This window comes from Alicyclobacillus sp. TC (genome assembly GCF_016804365.1).
Classification (GTDB): domain Bacteria; phylum Bacillota; class Bacilli; order Alicyclobacillales; family Alicyclobacillaceae; genus Alicyclobacillus_I; species Alicyclobacillus_I tolerans.
The window spans coordinates 2380740-2398190 of sequence record NZ_CP044434.1; the positions used below are offsets into that span (position 1 = coordinate 2380740).

Below are 17451 nucleotides of genomic sequence, written 5' to 3' on the forward strand. Positions count from 1 at the left end.
ATAGCCGTATCCACTCCCTGACTGATTGCGCCAATTTTCAGCCCTACAGCGGCGGCTGCCACTGTAACGCTCATTTGTGTCGTTAAAAGAGCACTACCCGCTAAAGTTTCCGGCCATGGATAGCGCAATCTCAGGAGAATCGCCGGCAATCCTTTAAAGAGATAAGTGGCTACGAACAAAATTGGCAGTAAAAGCAACGCTTTAGGGTCATGCAGCAAAGAACGGAAATTAAAATCCACGCCAACCATAATGAAAAAAATCGGGATCAAAAATCCAAAGCCAATAGCGTCCAGCTTGCTTCGCACATCTGACCGCTCGCGAGGGTTCACCAGTCCTACCAACATGCCTGCCAAAAAGGTGCCAAGAATGACTTGAACGCCGAGTGTTTCAGAGAGAACAATAAAAATCATCATCAACGATAACGAAGCGCGAATTCCGAGTTGAGCTGTGCCATGTGCTAAATTCCGGAATGCGGCTATACCTGAAAAGCGGCGGAATAAGCGATAAAGTAAAAGAAGAATGAGAATAAGCACAAATACCAACAGAACACTTGGCGAAAGCCCACCCTTGTATAACGAGACAGCCACAGAGATAAGCAACATGGTTACAAAATCAGCCATTACGGCAGCGGCCATAATACGGCCCCCAAAGGATGGCTGGTTAACCCATATTCCTTCAGCACAGGTACAACCACTGTCAACGATGTGGTTGTAATAATTAAAGACAGCAGCAATGGACTGCGAATCATATGTAAAAAATACAGACGTTCTGACAGAAGGTAGGAAAGTCCCAGTGTGATGACAGATGTCAGGACGGCAAAAACAGGAGCAGAAGTCAGCCAGCCTGACAGGGAGCGTTTATAGGTTTCGTTTGTAGGACGCAGGGCTGCAAAATCAATCTCCAGCCCGGATACAAACATGAGGTAAGCTAAACCGAAAAATTGCAAAAATTGCAACCATTCACTTTGCTGAATTAAATGAAACCCACTATTGCCAACAATGACTCCAGCAATAATCTCGCCTACCACAATGGGAATGCGGATGGCTTTCATACGTGAGACGAGCAACGGCACTGAAACTGCCAGCAAAGAAACAATCAATAGAGAATAGACACTAAAATTTGATGGCCCCATCCAAAATGTCCCCTTTCATCGGGGGAGTATGTGGATGGTACCATGCAATGAAAAGGTCGTCAACCTTCTACTTTGCTCCGCAATTGTTTGGGCAAAGTCATTGTAAATTGAGCGCCTCGAGAAGGATGATTAGCAGCAAGTAACGTCCCGCCGTGAGCTTGCACAAATTCTCGAGCTATTGCCAACCCCAGTCCCATCCCACCTGATTCGCGCGATCTCGATTCATCCCCTCGATAAAATCGATCAAAAATGTGCGGCAAATCAACGCTTGGGATGCCAGGTCCATCATCCGTAACTATGCAAACGATATTCTGCGGTGTTTCCAGCACTTGAACATCCACAGCCCCGCCAGGCGGACAATGTCTCAAAGCGTTGCCAAGAAGATTGACAAACACCTGGGTAATCCGGCTGGCATCCATATAAGTTACAAGTTCATTCGCAGAAGTCGTCAGGCGTAATCGAACCTGTTCTTCCGCAGCTTCATACAAAAAATTATCCATAATTCTGCGCAAGATGGCAACGAGATCGGCCTCTGTACAATTTAATTTGAGAACTCCACCGTCTGCAAGATTCAGCTGATGCAAATCATCGACGAGTCGAGACAAGCGCATCACTTCATCCAATATAGGCAGAAGAGTCTGATCAGAAGGCTGAATCACTCCTTGCTGAATCAGTTCCAACTGACCTTCCATGACGGTCAGTGGTGTACGCAATTCATGAGCCACATCTGCAACCAAGCGTTTGCGAGCCGCTTCCAGCTGCTCCAACTTTTCCGCCATATAATTTAATTGTTCGGCTACATGACCAATTTCATCATGACTGGCAATGACAACCCGTACACCACTCTCGCCTCGACCTATGCGGGCGATTCCCTGAACCAACGATTGCAGCGGTTTTGTCAATCGACTAGCAAACACAAAGCCTAGCAAGAGAGCAAAAACTGCAGCAGCCAGTCCACCACCGAGGGTTGCCATATCCATGAGGCGCAAGACTCTCATTTGTACATCCTGAAGACTGTCCGCACCCGCATCCACGACGCGAACTTGACCAACTGGCTTATTGCCCACCCAAATGTCAGCCACCATACCATTGGCGTCAATAAGCTCCGCATCGTCGCTGTCCATGTGCTCAGAATGGTCTCCCTCACGAACCACAGACGTAATGGATTTACCTTCAGGTGTGTATACAGCTACTTTTTCTACATAATTATTAGGATGGGCAATATCGGATTGCATGAGCACACCTTCTGCAAACTGCCCGACACCATCCCAACTATTACCATGCGAAGTGTAATAATAAGCAAGAGAGCGAGCCCATTGCTCGGCTTCTCCATGTTCGGCTGCACGCACATATTCGCTGAAGAGAGGGATAATAAAGACATGTGAGATCAGATAGAATACAGTCGCCATAAAGAGAACGAGGATTCCAAGCAAACCGGATATTTTCGATCGCAGTTTCACGCCTTCGCTTCCCCAAAACGATATCCTATACCGTATACTGTTTGAATATAGACGGGCTGTGCAGGAGAGTCCTCCAACTTCTGGCGTACATGACTGATATGAGTGTCCACTGTCCGTTCATAATTCAGATATTCTTCTCCCATTGCGGCTTTCAACAGTTGTAAACGCGTATATACAACTCCTGGTTTTTCTGCAAGTGTGAGAAGAATCTTAAACTCCGTGGGTGTTAGTTGTACTTCCTGATTCCCCTTCCATACTTGATACTTGGCAACATCAATACGAATATCTCCGCGTTCCAGAACACGCTCTTCCTCAAATTCGCCGCCCATACGACGCAAGATAGATTTAATGCGAGCTGACAATTCACGCAATGAAAACGGCTTGGCCAAGTAGTCATCAGCCCCAACTTCGAGTCCAACGACTTTGTCAGCTTCTTCTGATTTGGCTGTCACCATAATAATCCCAATGTTTGAGCTTTTTCTCAGCTCACGACATACTTCTAACCCACTCATTCCTGGAAGCATCCAGTCGAGTACGACTAGATCAGGCGAACTCTGTTCAATCTTATGTAACGCTTCTGTGCCACTGTATGCTGCTTCTACCAGGAATCCTTCGCCTTCCAAAAAAGAACGCATGACATCCACTACTTTAGGTTCATCATCGACAATCAAGAGTCGATAGGACATCTTTACACCCCGTCTCTGCTCAGCAGGCTTTTGACGCTCTGCGGTGTATATGTGACAGCCTGATGCCCCAATTGATCCCAGGCTTCGAGAAAAGCTTCTTTGTTTACAGCCTGGTCTTTCTCCCCATTTAATGGATTGTTAATATAAAGTGTATCCCCTTTATATCCTACCAGCAAAACGGCGTGTTCTTCAAAAGTAGCATGAACAGGGCCCTCAGGACTCTGCCAAGTTACCCAGTCGTCTGTCGGCTGAAAAGTGGCCGTGGTCCAGAGGACAACTGGTCGACCTGACGCAACCGTCGCCAAATCATCACGAAACGGTTTACCCGTCAGGTTCAGCGCACGTCCCGGCAATATTTGATTTAAAAACTTCGTTACAGGACCGTTATAAATCCCGTAACCATCTGTATCCGTATAGACATCTCCCACAAAGCCGACATTAGGATTTCCCCAATATACAGGCTGGCCTTCTGCATTCGTGCGCAAAGGTGTAGGATCAACTGGCATATGAGCAGCCAGCCACATTTTGCTTGTTGGATGACCCGCAGCTGACAAAAGCATAGACAAACTTGTCATTTCGCAACCATCAGGAAGCTGCGGCAATTGGGATATTGCAGGTACATTCAATAAGGCAGAAGCCGGCAATGGCTCTGCATATAATTTTTGCAAAGCTTCACTCATCGTTGGCAATCTCGGTTTTGTCTTTTTTGAAATTAATTTTGGCTGTTTAGTTTTGACAACACTGGGAACCGTGGAATGCGCTAACGGTGCACCGAAAACCGTCCAAGCTGCCCCAAATACCACTGCAGCAACTCCTGTAAGCACGCCAATGCGCCACCGAGCCGATTTTCTGCTGCGTATTCGTCTGGCCATGACTTGGTTTCGGCTGCTACGCATGTCTGGAGACTCCCTTCCACTTGATGCAGAAATAAAATGCTAACCGCATTCCATTCTACAAGTTTAGACAGTCCTTGACCAGTCAAGCAATTTCCTTTATTACCAGCCAACCGTCAAAGACTGCTGCGCTCCAACCATTGAATAATCGCTGCTCACACTCTTTGGCTGAAGGAAATGATTGAGCCAAGCTGCCATCGTCACAAGCGTCCACAACTCGCGCCATAAATGACGTTCACCTTCTTGATGGCGACGGAATAAAGATTCCACCTCATTCTTAGAAAGCCAATCCATCAATGGACTCTCCACAATCCACTCTAGCGCCGTTTCCCCCATACTGCCCGCCAACCAAGTGGAAACAGGAACAGGAAAACCTAGCTTAGGGCGCGAAACGACGTTTTCTGGCAACAGATCACGAACGGCCTTGCGCAAAATAGCTTTGGTTGTGCGGCCCTGAATGCGCATGGATTCAGGTATAGCTGAAGCCGCTTCCAATACCTGATTATCCAAAAAAGGAACTCGCAATTCGATAGAATGCGCCATTGTCATTTTGTCCGCTTTCATCAAAATATCGCCCGGCAACCAAGTATGCATATCAATTAACTGCATGCGTGTAATTTCAGGTAAATCGGCAAACGCTTGATAAACCGGATCGGTCACATGAAAAGATGAGTGCGTCCGGAAAAATTGTTCCATAAGCATAGACTTTGCTTCTTCAGAAAAAATTTTGGCATTGCCGACAAATCGTCTTTCCAAAGGCAAACTTCCACGTTCAAGAAACCCTCGACCCTTGAGTCCCGCCGGCAGTCTTCCAGCAACGCCGCCAATAGCTCGTAATACCCAGGAAGGAAACCGCGAAAACATTTTGAGCGATCGCGGTTCATGATAGATTGGATAACCCGCAAATAATTCGTCAGCCCCCTCACCAGAGAGCACAACTTTAACATCTTCTGCAGCCAATTTCGCTACAAAGTAAAGAGCACAGGCGCTTACGTCTGCTATCGGCTCATCCAGCGCCTCGAGAATCTCTGGCAATCTTTCCGCAAATTGCGCTGCAGAAACAGAAATTTCACGATGCTCTGTACCCAATGCTCGAGCTGTATCTCTGGCAGACGCTAACTCGTTATACCAGCCACTCGCATCGTTAAATCCTACGGAGAAAGTTTTTACCTCTGTATCGTATTTTTTCATCAAAGCCACAATTGAACTGGAATCAACGCCACTGGACAGAAACGCTCCATAAGGTACATCAGCCTGAAGATGTAAACGAACAGAATCTTCGAGTGATTGTCGAACGCGATCAACATGCTCACTTTCTGTCCAATCTTCTCTTTCCAAAAAACGAGGTGTAAAATATCGGGTCATATCAATATTTCCTTGCCGATAACGCAAATAATGACCCGGAGGAAGCTTTTGTACATCTGCCAATATGGTTTGTGGATCTGGAACATATTGAAATGTTAAATAGTCCCATAAGGCCTGATGGTTTAATTGGCGGTTGATTTGCCCTGAAGCCAGTAAAGAACGCATTTCAGAAGCAAAAAGTAGGCCGTTTGGACTGTGCGTATAATATAGAGGCTTGATCCCAAACCGATCCCGCGCCAAAACCATTTCTCTTTTACGAACATCCCAAATGGCAAAAGCAAACATGCCACGCAGAAGATGAACCATTTCCACGCCATGTTCTTCATATAAATGAACCAATACCTCTGTATCTGATTCAGTCTTCAATTGATGTCCACGATGGATTAAATCTTTGCGCAAATTCTTATGATTGTATATTTCACCATTAAAAACTACCCAAACCGATTGATCTTCATTAGTCATAGGTTGATGACCATGCGCTAAATCGACAATCGACAAACGGCGAAAACCAAGACCTGCTTCTTTATCCAAATAAATTCCTTCCTCATCCGGACCTCGATGTACCATAGATCTTGTCATAGCAAGCAACATATCTTGTTGCGCATGTTTTCCAGATCGTTCAACTGTTCCACATATACCACACATGCTGGATGCCCCGCTTCCCGAGCCAACTGCAAGGCCGTACAATCTAAATGGCGACCTTGGACAGACGCACTTGTTTTCTCTATCATTCCCTGTTTTTTCTTGATTCATCCGCAGTATATCGTCTGTCCAATCTCGGGAAGTTAAAATGGTTTTTTCAGTATATGGAGATCTTGTGGAGACAGTTTGGCACTTTTATAATTGGTAAACAAACTCCACGAAAAAACACAGGCTGCAATCAACGCCCCAGCAGCGTAAACGTATTGCATATTATCCTGATAGATTTGACCGCATAAAACCCCATCTATAGAAGCGAGCAGACAGCAAACAATCACTGGCCAGCGCCATTTCAAGGAAAGCAGGGAACCTAGCAGCAGCCAAAAAGCAAGCAATACACCTCCCCCGCCATCTCCAGTAAGCTGAGGAATTTGGTTAAAAACTCCTACCCAGGCAATCCACCAAGATTGCACGCCAACCAATAAGGCAAACAAAATGAGCAAAATCCGGCCTATCCATCTTTTCACTGCCTATCCCTCCTACTTTTTTCAACTGATTATTCTATCTTGTCCTTTTTCAAACTATGTGACAGACTTGCAAATATGCTAGTTTCGCTGTAGGGGGATTCAGTTTGGCAAAGTCGCTTCATGTACAAAATATTAACGCTTGGTTCAGTGACCAATTGGTGCTCAAACATATTCATATGGATCTGTCAGCCAACCAAATCACTGCCATCATTGGACCTTCCGGGTGTGGTAAATCAACCTTTATTCGCTGTCTCAACCGAATGCATGAAACCGTCCCCGGTGCACGCGTAACTGGTGATATTTTTTTAGAAGAAAGCTCTATTTATCAAATGCCGGCTACAGAAGTACGAAGGCGCATAGGTATGGTCTTTCGTGAACCCAATCCCTTTCCTACACTTTCTATTTTTGATAATCTCACTTTGGCGTTGCGCCTAGGCGGCATGCGTAACCATCGCCAATTACGAGAGCGAGCTGAAAGAAGTTTGCGCGTCGCTGGCTTATGGGATGAAGTCAAAGACAAACTCAATCAAAATGCACTTGTCCTCAGTCTGGGTCAGCAACAAAGACTTTGCATTGCTAGAGCGTTAGCTTTGGAGCCCGATGTACTGCTGCTTGACGAGCCAGCCTCTGCACTCGATCCGGTCTCAACCTTACAAATTGAAGAGTTAATGGAACAAATCAAAAAAGACCTCACCATCGTGATTGTCACGCATAATTTGCAACAAGCGGCGCGGATTGCCGATACTACAGCCTTTTTTCTAGACGGAGAACTGGTTGAATGGGGAGACACTTCACTACTTTTCACCAAACCATCGGATAGAAGAACGGAAGATTATATTGCTGGACGATTTGGCTGATGAATGTTTCATCATTCATGGTCAACATTCAGAAAAAAGCGAGAATGCATGGTAGACATCTTACGAAACTTCCAAAGCCAAACTCGAACGAAAATCTGCGTCAAAAGATGAATAGTTAAAAACAAGCTGGCCACAAACCATATCCCCAATCGTTCCTGCTGTTGCAAATGAGGTAAAAGTAATTGACTATACCATATTCCCAACTTTGGACCAGCTTTTTGGAAAAATGGGGTAATGAATAACCAAAGACCGAGATCGGCCAAAGACTGAAGATAAACAATACCTGCAGCACCCAACATCCAATTTTTAGTCGACGGCAAAAGTAGATGCCATACAATTTGCATGCGGCGAATTCCCAGGGCCAACGCTCCCTCACGCTCACTCTCCGGCACCCTCGCCAAACTTGCCATCCAAAGCTGACTGAGATGTGGAATCAAATATAGCCATCCTGCCAAGAATAAGGCGACAACCAAATGTCCTTGAGTTCTTTGGAAAATGATCACACCCAACACATAACTAAAAAGGACCCCCGGCAATCCTGCCCAAATTTGTAACACGTATTGAAGCCAAACAGACGTGGAGACTGCGCGATATTCTTTGTAATAAACTGCTAAGAAAAAGGCAAACGGTATTGAAAAACACAAACTGCCAAAAAGCAACCCCATATACTCCATTACCATAAAAAAATCTGGCCAGGCTCGTCCACCGAGCCAAACGAGTGATGTCCCTGCTTGCACATAAACCAAAAGTATGATTCCAACAAACAGGACTGCCAGCAGCCAGACCATACCGCTAGACACGATTGCCGCCCTGCGATTGCGCTTACGACGCAATCTTTCTGCTTCCATCATATCTGCTTCCTCTCAATCAACTTCATTAAAAGACTTCTGCGGATGAGCCAATGTGAAAGACTCTGAGTCAAGGCAATGATGATGAAAAAACTAAGTAAAGGCAGCCCTGCTATGCGCATGAGTGATGATAACTTGCCATGCGAAAACAGTGCATCCGCCACTATCCGAACGCCTGCATTCACATCCATAAACCAAGTAGAAGGAAAATGGGCAAAAAAAAGCATCCAAAGTGCGACGGTTTCACAAAATGCTCGCCCAATTCCTATCAGCAGAGCACTGTAGAAAATGGGACGCAACAAAGGAAAATAGACATGACGGGCTAGCTCCCATTCGCTTAAACCAAGACCGAGTCCCGCTTCACGAGTCAGGTTAGAAATCTGAAAATATCCTTCACAGAGTATTGAGATGAGCAAGGGTATCAGCAAAACGATTAACAACAGAATTCCCGCCAAGAAAAGTATCTCGTCCATATTTGACTGACGATTTGAAGTGTAAGAATGAAATAAAATGCTGCCCAAACAAAGACCAACAATCCACACGGGTAGACCACGCAGGACATCACTCAAAAAAATCATGATTCTCTGACGATTACCCACTGCCAGAAAACAAATCGCATAAGAGATTCCAGTCGCAAAAATGAGGGCTATGAACGTTGCTATGACAGCCATCAGCAACGAGCGCAATTCAGCCATTAGCACACGATGCCCTCCTTTAACCGTTTATTATTCTATTGCACCAACGACGTCCCGTACGCCGTTAGGATAATCAACTACTTGTATGGTTATTTTTGCATCCTTGGACCTTTCGTCAATTAATCTAAAAACATCATCCACACTTTGCAACATAACCTGGTTATCCGAACTTCAATGAATTAATCTTGAGAAGATGGTCAGTTCATCCTTAATGATTGAAACTCTTTCAAGATATGCTGATGATACAACTTTTCCTATTCAAGCGGAATTAGATCCGTCAGAGACCGAACACATTGCCCCATGGAACGCTTAGAACAACGCCAGAGCGAGGAAGCCAAACACAGTCAATCCGCCAATCATATGGTCCCATGCACTTCCCGTAGTGAGGATTCGTATCCCCAATCGCTTCGACCAAGGCCAAAACAGCGGTACGCCTCCCGCTATGGCATCCGCAATCAGATGCAGGATGTAGCCAATCATAAGACCAAGAACCGCTACATGTACGTCAGAAAAAATGGTATGGACGTGCCAAAACCCGTACCCGAGCATAAAAACAGCGATAAGGCTGTGCGTGAAGGTACGATGTTTGGAGAACATAGCGCCTACACACCAAAGAGCGATAGGGATGGTCGCCTGCCAAGATAGATGATGTTTCCAGGCGAGATACGCGAGGAGTACCGCAATGAGTCCCAATCCCAAACGTCTGGAAAGATTGCGAGAAGTCCGAAAGGCAAGCGTCAATACGATAACCATTCCCCAAGCGTCGAGAGAGGTTTCTCTGTGAAGCAAAAACACAATGCCAACCAACAAGGCATAGACGGGCAAGGCCATGAAGCGCTCCAAATCGCGAGAAGCGAGCGCATTCGGTTCATCGAGATCAGGCAAAAGTGAGCCGATGACAAACGCTGCAACAAGAATGGCTTGCAAGATGAGCATGTGCGGGATCGTCCGCCCACTGTGGCTTAGAAGGCGGCGCATGGGTTCCCAGGATTCGTGGAGTAGAAAAGGTGTGGCCACGACAGCACCCACTGCGCCAATTCCCATATGACTGCGCCCCAACATAAAAAATACACCCCTTTGTGGAGAAGTACACTTTCTACAAGGAGCGTACCATGTTTGTGGATTAGAAAAACGTCAAAAAAACATCAATTTTGATGGATGGAAATTGCTCCTGTCACAAAATGTGTATCGGGTACGTCTATACAGGTGAACAATCGAGACTAGGGGTGGTTTTTGTGCAAAAACGAATCTGGGGACTGACGGCGTCTATGCTTGCATTGACGTGTTTGACCGTGACCGGGTGTGGGATCACTCATCATCCTTCTTCTACAGGAAGCCCGAATACATCGCAACATAGTACATCTCCAAGGAATACCCAAAATCAAGTTGCAAATATAGTTGTGCCTCATTCTCATATGCAAGTTTTCACTAACCAGTCGGTTCAAATTCGTGGCGTGGTATTGAATCAATCACATCAAGGTATACCTAACATCCAATAAAGCGTGGTGGGACTTCCTGACCATTCATCTGGATACATGGTGAAAACGAATGCTCAAGGTGAGTTTGATCTAACAGCTAAGTGGAGTAAACCTGGGCATTATTTGGTGAATGTTAGTGACGGGAAACATTCTGCGCATTTCACAGTTGTAGTTCAACCCAATTCAACTAATTCGGGTGCTCTTTCTAGTCCCGAACAGACATCATCAACAACCCAAATTGTTCATTCTAATACTAATATTCAGACACAGACTTTCAATAATAGTATTCAAGCAACTGATGCTATCCAGCAAATGATCCCAAATTATGGTCATCTTCAAAATCCTTTAGTCAATTTAGGATATGGAATAAAATCTCAGTTTATCGGCGGTGCCGGTAACTATGTATATTTATGGAACGAGGGACAATGGACCATTCAAGGACAATTTTTATCAACCAATCAAAACGGGAAAAAGATTATGCAGTCTATTGCTGAATATTTGCACTCACATATGATGCCCATTCCAGAGAAAATTGGCGCAATTCTTGTGAGTGACAATTCCAATCAATATCATCCGTCTGATAGTACACTCAAAACGACTATAGTTTGGCAAAAAGGAAACAAAATATATTCATTCAAGTATGTCGGTGATCCAGTTTCTGCATTGCGTATCGTTGTTCATGCGTATTAATAAAATGTAATTGGAAATAGGGAGACTCAGGTTATCAACCTGGTCTCCTATCCAATCTTCAAGAAAGTTTAATAAAAACTGCATTACCTCCAAGTTGGTCTGTTTGTATGGAATCATTGTCAACAATTCCATCATAATCATATTCGCAACTAGTCTGGAGTATCTGCCATCCCCTTACTTGCCCATTATCAACAGTAGGCCAATTACTAGATGAGCAGCATCTCCAATAATGTGAAGTTGTTAAATCGTAGTACAACTGTAAGCCGTCCATTTGAGCATAAGGTTCATCATCTCCCACATATACTCCCCCTTCATAACCAGCTGCTTGGCAAGTGCTATTAAAAGAATTAGCATAGTCGATGATGTCCTGAATCGTCGTATTAGCAGTTGCTCCCTCCAAATCACACCATAATGTCATTCCTGCTGCGCCAGAAAATCCATTCGCTACATCTATACACTGTTGAGCGTGTGCAGCACCAACAGAACTAGGATCAGAATCAAACATGCCAGAGTAATATCCTCTGTACAATCCAACATAAAACCCTTGGTTTAATAGTTGTTGAACATGGTTCTGTATTTCACTTGTAGTACCTGAAGCTACATCAGCTAGTGCAATTAAATATGGGGAATTATCCCACATTGTTGCAATCTGTGATGAGTCTAGAATGGACGCGGTATCAAAACCTGTTGTTCCGGGAGCAGTTACTGTAATCACTTGTGTCATTTTTTACCCTCCGTTTCATGTTCCCCACCCGGCCGGAGTGGTGAGGGGCTTTCGTTTTGCCCCTCTACTCTTTAAAAGCACCTCTACTCCCCATTTTGAGCATGCTCTTCAAAAATTTTTTTCAGAACCTCTTCCAACATTCCTGTACAAACTTGCGATTGAGCTTCCCCTCTCCACCATCTCGGCACAGATGACACTTGCTGACCGATCTCTTCTCGGAAATATCGACCTAACAGAAAGACATCTACTTCCTTGTTTTGTCTGACTTGTTCCAAAAGATTGTGTACCTTCTGTGTTCTATCCCTCATTTTGTATCTGCTCCTTTAATTTCCGAATCGCTTGACGGTGTATGTGGCTAATCGTTGTTTGGGAAATCCCTATTTGTCTGGATAATTCCCGTTGATTTTTTCCTTCCCAGTACAATCCATACAGAATGGTTTTTTCTCGCTCGGATAAGCCAGAAAACCATTCCATCTCACGGTTTGAATGATCAGCTAACAAATCAGGGATGGTTGGATAAACTCTTCTCCTTCTACATTCGCGGCATTGAGAATGAGGTCTTCTCGGCTCCATCTCTTGTATTGGTTTTCTGTGCCTACAATTTGTCCACCACGGTTTTTTGTTTCGATCACGAATACACCAAATTTGGAAACCACAATGTGATCGATTTGTGATGTGCGACCATCTTTCTTGCGAAGCAGCACATTGTCCAAGGTGTGATAGGTTGTAGACGGAAGTTTGACCAGCAATCCATCGACTTTCAATTCGCCCATTTTTCCCTTGAATTTTGCGGCAAACAACCGAAGTCCTACGAATAGAATAAAGATTATTGCCAATAAAATACCCAAATCTCCGCTCATTTGATGCATGACGGTCGATGTGTTCATGTTGATCCCCGCTTCAACCTACATGTTTTTGTTTTTCACTATACACACGAAACATTTCCAGCTTCTTTTCCAACCACACACGCACTTCTGGTTTTTGTAGCGCTTCTCCTACTAACATCCGGTCTTGTCGAATGATATAACGGGGTTGAAGAGTACAAATAGGGGATAGAGCGTGTCCGAAAAGTAAAGGACAGCTCAATTTGTCTCCTGAAATCAAGCATCTGGTCATACAGCATGATGTATATTGTGCACACACTCGCCTTCATTGAAAATAACCATCCTTTTGTATTCAAGAATGGCTTGCCGATTTAGGCGAGGCTGTTGTTGACATGTTATCGTATGGGCGCATGAAACGCTGAAAGAGAAAAACATACGCCAATTGTAAGAACGAAGCGATTAAAAACGGCCAAAAGAAAGAAACGCGATCGAGCAACCAGCCACCCACAGCAGGACCAAAAGATGCCGCAAGGCTCCAACTTAAATTATTCAGACTACTGGCAAAACCTCGTCTTTTGTCACGAACAAGACTAACGGATAGTGCTTGGCGCGCTCCCATGGAACCGCGATTGACAATGGAACGTACCACATATAATAGCGCAGCCCAAGAAAAAGTTGGAACAAAGGGCAAGGCGACCAGCAGGGCTACTCCTAATAAACGCGGCCAGACAATCGACTGTACTAATCCAAAACGTTGCGTCAATCGACCTATTCCAATGGAAGAAAGTCCTGTTAACACGAAAGTAAGCGCGTAAACTGGACCAATGGCCGAAGGGCCAACCCCAAATTTCACGTCAAACCAGTACGGGAGTAGCGGCGCTACGAGTCCTACACCCACTGAATTGACGAGATTGATAACAGCCAACAATAAAAGGGCACGATTTTCTCGATGTCGAATTTCTTTTTCGCTTTCTGCTGCAGACATGACCACTTCTTTTTGTCCCTGTATAACTGAATCGTTTGACGCAGATTGCTTTTCCAAGCTTTTTTCTTTCCGGAATGGAAGTTCTTCCGGTACAGGAGCATCCTCTCGCAATGTCGCAATTTGCAACAAGTTGATAGCCGCTATCACGGCGTTTAAGACAAATAAAAGCAAAAAACGGTGCGAACCCGATGTGCCCGGAAGCATTCTCGGCAGAAAACCTGCAAGCAAAGAACCAATTCCCATGCCCCAAAACTGCAACGCCGCATTCCAACTAAAAATGGAACCTCTCTGACGACCAGGGATATACTTGGCAAGCCAGGCTTGCTCAGCTGGCGCAAATGGGCCTGACGCTCCGTTGGCCCCACGACCAAAACCAAATAAAACCGCAGATAAAATCAGCACCCCTATAGACGGAGCCAATGTAAGCCACAACGTAGCTGCCAACAGACCTATTTCATAAAAAACCAAAAATAATTTGCGCCCTACACGATCACTGGTTATCCCAACCAATAAACTGAGAGCACTATTAGCAAGTCCTCCCCCCATGAGAAGTAGACCTATTTCGGTTGCATCCCAACCACGCGCATGTAAATAGAGTGTGAAATCAACTGCCAGTGCTCCTTGACCAACACTGCGCAAAAATCTTGTCTCCATCAAACGTCTAGCAATAGGATGAATGTTTATCTTCTCTTTCATCGGTGATTCATTCCAAACGAAAAAGGATGAAATATATGCAAAATAAAGTCGCCTCCATATGTAATCAGTAATGCTGAACCAATAACACCTATGGAAATGCTTACAAATGTGGGCACAGGCCGCCAATGCATACCATAAGCCAAAGTAACACAGGCATACGCACCAATAAACGGAGATAGAACTACAAGAAACCATACGCCGTAATGTCCATATTTACGTGACCAACGTTTGGTCTTCAATAGTTTCTTTCGAAGCCAACGCCACTTCTGCAATAATTGATGAAAAAAAAGCATCAAAAACGGCAGAGGGATAAAATTGGCCAAAATGCTGATGATCGCTCCTGAAAGTGGATGAAATCCCATAGGTAGGCTGGCTACTGCCGCAGGTTGAGCTTCGAGCAAGATGGATAACCCTATTAAACTCAACCCCAGGAGAGCTTTCCTTTCAAAGACGCCAATCAGAAAAGCGCCGACAAAGCACGTAACGCTGATGACAGAACTGATAAATAAGAGTTTTTTAAACGTCCTGCCCTGAACTGGCGGCAACATGCCCATGCTTTCCGCGTCCAGCACCTCCGCACACAAGACTGATAGAAACATTGTATACTTGATGCCAAGATGACAGCAAATACCTGCGCTAGCAAGCAAGAACTACAAGTAAGGCTGGATGGAGAAAGGTTGTGCGCACTTGGACGTTCAAATTTTTGAGGTGACGAGTGAAAGCCAAAAACAACAAGCTCTGCAAATCAGGAAAATAGTTTTTGTGGAAGAACAGCATGTTCCGGAATCTCTTGAATTAGACGAGTACGACACACATTCCGAAACATCCCACTGGTTGCTGACCGTGAACAAGCAACCAATAGGTACCGCGCGTTTTCGCCCTTATCAACTACAAACCATCAAAATCGAACGCGTAGCGATCTTGCAAGAAGCCAGAGGACAAGGATACGGCGAAGCCCTAATGCGGGCTATGGAAGCACAAGCAAGAAAACGCGGCTTTATCAAAGCTCGCCTGAATGCCCAAATACAAGCGCTCGCTTTCTATGAAAAACTAAATTATTTACCCATAGGCGAGCGTTTTGAAGAAGCTGGTATCTTGCACCAAACCATGGAGAAAGATATTAGCCACTTCGTTCTATGAGCATCAGCAAGGCCTCGCACACAATACGAGGCCTTTCATATTGCTGAGTTTACTGCAAGCGTAACAAAAAAGGATTGCTTTCTCGCTCCATTTCCATAGTGGTAGCCCCCATATGACCTGGATATAGTTTGAATTCGTCTCGCAATACAAGCAATTTGCGTAAAGACGTCTGCATATCCAAAGGGTTGGCAAAATCCAAATCTGTCCGACCAATGCTGCCTGCAAACAAAGTATCTCCTGTAAATACCAACTCTTTCCCAATAAACAATACTGAGCCTGGCGAATGTCCCGGCGTCTCCATCACAGTAAAAGTCTCACCAGCAAAATCAAGTTGGTCGCCTTCCTTAAAATATCCATCTGGAGCTGCCAAGGACGGTATTTCATGCCCATAAACACGCTTAGCCGTTTGGGGCAAAGCCTTCCATACCGTGTCTGCATCAGCCCGGTGAATATAAACTGGCACTGAGTAACGAGATCGAACCACATCTACACCGGATACATGATCAATATGCCCATGTGTGCAGTAGACTGCCTGTAAAGTAAGCTTCTGCTCATCCAGAAAATCAAAAACAGGCTGTAAATCGAGATCGCCAGGATCTATAAGAACAGCTGGTCGATGTTCTTGAAGAGGATTGAAATAAACATAGCAATTGGCCTGAAAAGGAGATACCACAAATCGGCGGATTTCCATATCGTTCTCTCCTTGATTGAGATTTTTGAGCGAAATCATACCAAAACGGGATGTCTTGTATAGCATTGTGTACAATGGAACTTGGATTAACTTTTTCCAAAAATGACTTATGCAGCAAAGGAGACTGTTTTATGTCCAGAATCTTACCCTTACAAAAACGAGGTTTAGCAGCGACGCCTTTGATCTACGGTTGCATGGGACTTGGTGGTGCAGATTGGAGCGGACGTACACCGCTCAGCCAAGCAGACATCAAAGAAGCCCATGAAGCTGTGGACGCTGCCCTCTCAATTGGTATTCATTTTTTCGATCACGCTAACATCTATAAGTCCGGCAATGCAGAAAAAGCGTTCTCTTATGTGCTGAAAGAAAGACCCAGTTTGCGTTCGGAAATTCTATTGCAATCCAAATGCGGTATTCGTTTTGCAGATGAACAAGCCTCTTTTACTCGCTTTGATTTTTCTAAAGAATACATCCTTCACTGCGTAGACGGTATTTTACAACGACTTGGTGTGGATTACTTAGACATTCTTCTCCTCCATCGACCTGATCCGCTTGTTGAACCGGAGGAAGTAGCTGCTGCCTTCGATATTTTACAACAGGCTGGGAAAGTGCGTTGGTTTGGAGTATCCAATATGAGCGGCAGCCAAATTGAATTTCTCAAGACAGCCGTAGTACAGCCTATTGTTGTGAACCAATTAGAAATGAGTTTGTTGCACCATGATTTTGTCAATGTAGGAATCAATATTAATCGCCAACCTGCAATAGGCGATATTTTTCCTGAAGGTACTATAGAATATTGTCGGACTCACAATATTCAAATTCAGGCATGGGGACCGTTGGCTCAAGGTGCCTATACAGGCGCACAAAACCTTGCTGAGGCTCCTCCTGTCGTACAAAAAACTGCAGCCAAGTTAAGCGAATACGCTGAAAAAAAACACACCACAGTGGAGTCCATCCTAATTGCATGGTTGCTTCGCCATCCTGCAGGAATTCAGGCTGTAATTGGTACTCGAAACAAAGAACGTATTCTTGCCTGCAAAGATGCTGCAAATATCGAACTAAGTCGGGAAGAATGGTATGACCTTTGGATTACCGCCCGTGGCGAACCCATGCCCTAAGGC

At 44.9% G+C, this 17451-nt stretch carries 20 protein-coding genes and 1 pseudogene; 5 read left to right on the forward strand and 16 right to left on the reverse strand.

Annotated features, from left to right (window positions below):
- Nucleotides 1-11: 11 nt before the first annotated feature.
- The 6 genes and pseudogenes from FY534_RS15080 to FY534_RS11765 form a co-directional block, all read right to left on the reverse strand.
- Nucleotides 12-1132 (reverse strand): annotated as a pseudogene (locus FY534_RS15080) (cation:proton antiporter); the annotation flags it as partial.
- A gap of 59 nt (nt 1133-1191) precedes the next feature.
- The gene (locus FY534_RS11745; protein ID WP_203114648.1) at nt 1192-2592 is read right to left on the reverse strand and encodes a sensor histidine kinase; all 1401 of its coding nucleotides are present in this window, start codon (nt 2590-2592) and stop codon (nt 1192-1194) included.
- Nucleotides 2589-3278, reverse strand: coding sequence for a response regulator transcription factor (locus FY534_RS11750; protein WP_072875006.1), 690 nt, complete (start codon nt 3276-3278; stop codon nt 2589-2591). The genes FY534_RS11745 and FY534_RS11750 overlap by 4 nt, the downstream gene beginning before the upstream one ends.
- Before the next feature lie 2 nt (nt 3279-3280).
- Nucleotides 3281-4174, reverse strand: coding sequence for a C39 family peptidase (locus FY534_RS11755; RefSeq protein ID WP_083574342.1), 894 nt, complete (start codon nt 4172-4174; stop codon nt 3281-3283).
- A 99-nt stretch (nt 4175-4273) separates the two neighbouring features.
- Complete coding sequence (gene asnB, locus FY534_RS11760) at nt 4274-6181, reverse strand: asparagine synthase (glutamine-hydrolyzing) (RefSeq protein ID WP_255567370.1); 1908 nt, start codon at nt 6179-6181, stop codon at nt 4274-4276.
- Between the two features lie 140 nt (nt 6182-6321).
- A complete protein-coding gene (locus FY534_RS11765; RefSeq protein WP_072875008.1) occupies nt 6322-6702 on the reverse strand; it encodes a hypothetical protein in 381 nt (126 codons plus the stop codon).
- Nucleotides 6703-6806: 104 nt separating this feature from the next.
- Between FY534_RS11765 and pstB the strand changes: the two genes are divergently transcribed.
- On the forward strand, nt 6807-7559 hold the full coding sequence (gene pstB, locus FY534_RS11770) for a phosphate ABC transporter ATP-binding protein PstB (protein ID WP_072875009.1): 753 nt from the start codon (nt 6807-6809) through the stop codon (nt 7557-7559).
- Nucleotides 7560-7570: 11 nt separating this feature from the next.
- Here pstB and FY534_RS11775 read toward each other — a convergent pair whose 3' ends face one another.
- The 3 genes from FY534_RS11775 to FY534_RS11785 form a co-directional block, all read right to left on the reverse strand.
- The gene (locus tag FY534_RS11775) at nt 7571-8410 is read right to left on the reverse strand and encodes an ABC transporter permease (protein WP_203114650.1); all 840 of its coding nucleotides are present in this window, start codon (nt 8408-8410) and stop codon (nt 7571-7573) included.
- Complete coding sequence (locus FY534_RS11780; RefSeq protein WP_203114651.1) at nt 8407-9108, reverse strand: hypothetical protein; 702 nt, start codon at nt 9106-9108, stop codon at nt 8407-8409. The genes FY534_RS11775 and FY534_RS11780 overlap by 4 nt, the downstream gene beginning before the upstream one ends.
- Nucleotides 9109-9411: 303 nt before the next feature.
- A complete protein-coding gene (locus FY534_RS11785; RefSeq protein ID WP_203114652.1) occupies nt 9412-10164 on the reverse strand; it encodes a metal-dependent hydrolase in 753 nt (250 codons plus the stop codon).
- Between the two features lie 173 nt (nt 10165-10337).
- On the opposite strand from FY534_RS11785, the gene FY534_RS11790 reads away from it, so the two are divergent.
- Together FY534_RS11790 and FY534_RS11795 are read left to right on the forward strand one after the other, a co-directional pair.
- Entirely contained in the window at nt 10338-10601 is a 264-nt protein-coding gene (locus FY534_RS11790; protein ID WP_203114653.1) for a hypothetical protein, read from the forward strand.
- A gap of 39 nt (nt 10602-10640) precedes the next feature.
- Nucleotides 10641-11270: a hypothetical protein gene (locus tag FY534_RS11795; RefSeq protein ID WP_203114654.1), complete on the forward strand. Its 630-nt coding sequence runs from the start codon at nt 10641-10643 to the stop codon at nt 11268-11270.
- 58 nt (nt 11271-11328) lie between these two features.
- On the opposite strand, the gene FY534_RS11800 is transcribed toward FY534_RS11795, so the two are convergent.
- The 6 genes from FY534_RS11800 to FY534_RS11830 all read right to left on the reverse strand — a co-directional run bounded on the left by FY534_RS11800 (nt 11329) and on the right by FY534_RS11830 (nt 15053).
- Nucleotides 11329-11994 (reverse strand): glycoside hydrolase domain-containing protein, encoded by a 666-nt coding sequence (locus tag FY534_RS11800; RefSeq protein WP_203114655.1) that lies wholly within the window; start codon nt 11992-11994, stop codon nt 11329-11331.
- Between the two features lie 83 nt (nt 11995-12077).
- Complete coding sequence (locus FY534_RS11805; RefSeq protein WP_203114656.1) at nt 12078-12302, reverse strand: hypothetical protein; 225 nt, start codon at nt 12300-12302, stop codon at nt 12078-12080.
- Nucleotides 12292-12567: a sigma-70 family RNA polymerase sigma factor gene (locus FY534_RS15085; RefSeq protein WP_370541533.1), complete on the reverse strand. Its 276-nt coding sequence runs from the start codon at nt 12565-12567 to the stop codon at nt 12292-12294. Before FY534_RS15085 ends, FY534_RS11805 begins: the two co-directional genes overlap by 11 nt.
- On the reverse strand, nt 12489-12881 hold the full coding sequence (locus FY534_RS11815) for a nuclease-related domain-containing protein (protein WP_203114658.1): 393 nt from the start codon (nt 12879-12881) through the stop codon (nt 12489-12491). The genes FY534_RS15085 and FY534_RS11815 overlap by 79 nt, the downstream gene beginning before the upstream one ends.
- 289 nt (nt 12882-13170) lie before the next feature.
- Nucleotides 13171-14499, reverse strand: a complete 1329-nt coding sequence (locus FY534_RS11825) for an MFS transporter (protein WP_203114660.1) — start codon at nt 14497-14499, stop codon at nt 13171-13173.
- Nucleotides 14496-15053, reverse strand: a complete 558-nt coding sequence (locus FY534_RS11830) for a small multi-drug export protein (protein WP_238413541.1) — start codon at nt 15051-15053, stop codon at nt 14496-14498. Before FY534_RS11830 ends, FY534_RS11825 begins: the two co-directional genes overlap by 4 nt.
- 133 nt (nt 15054-15186) lie before the next feature.
- Here FY534_RS11830 and FY534_RS11835 point away from each other — a divergent pair, with 133 nt between their 5' ends.
- Complete coding sequence (locus tag FY534_RS11835) at nt 15187-15639, forward strand: GNAT family N-acetyltransferase (RefSeq protein ID WP_238413542.1); 453 nt, start codon at nt 15187-15189, stop codon at nt 15637-15639.
- Between the two features lie 49 nt (nt 15640-15688).
- On the opposite strand, the gene FY534_RS11840 is transcribed toward FY534_RS11835, so the two are convergent.
- Nucleotides 15689-16330 carry an MBL fold metallo-hydrolase gene (locus FY534_RS11840; protein WP_072874567.1) on the reverse strand — a complete coding sequence of 214 codons (642 nt, stop codon included), beginning with the start codon at nt 16328-16330 and terminating at the stop codon, nt 15689-15691.
- A gap of 131 nt (nt 16331-16461) precedes the next feature.
- Between FY534_RS11840 and FY534_RS11845 the strand changes: the two genes are divergently transcribed.
- Nucleotides 16462-17448 carry an aldo/keto reductase gene (locus FY534_RS11845; RefSeq protein ID WP_072874568.1) on the forward strand — a complete coding sequence of 329 codons (987 nt, stop codon included), beginning with the start codon at nt 16462-16464 and terminating at the stop codon, nt 17446-17448.
- Nucleotides 17449-17451 lie beyond the last annotated feature (3 nt).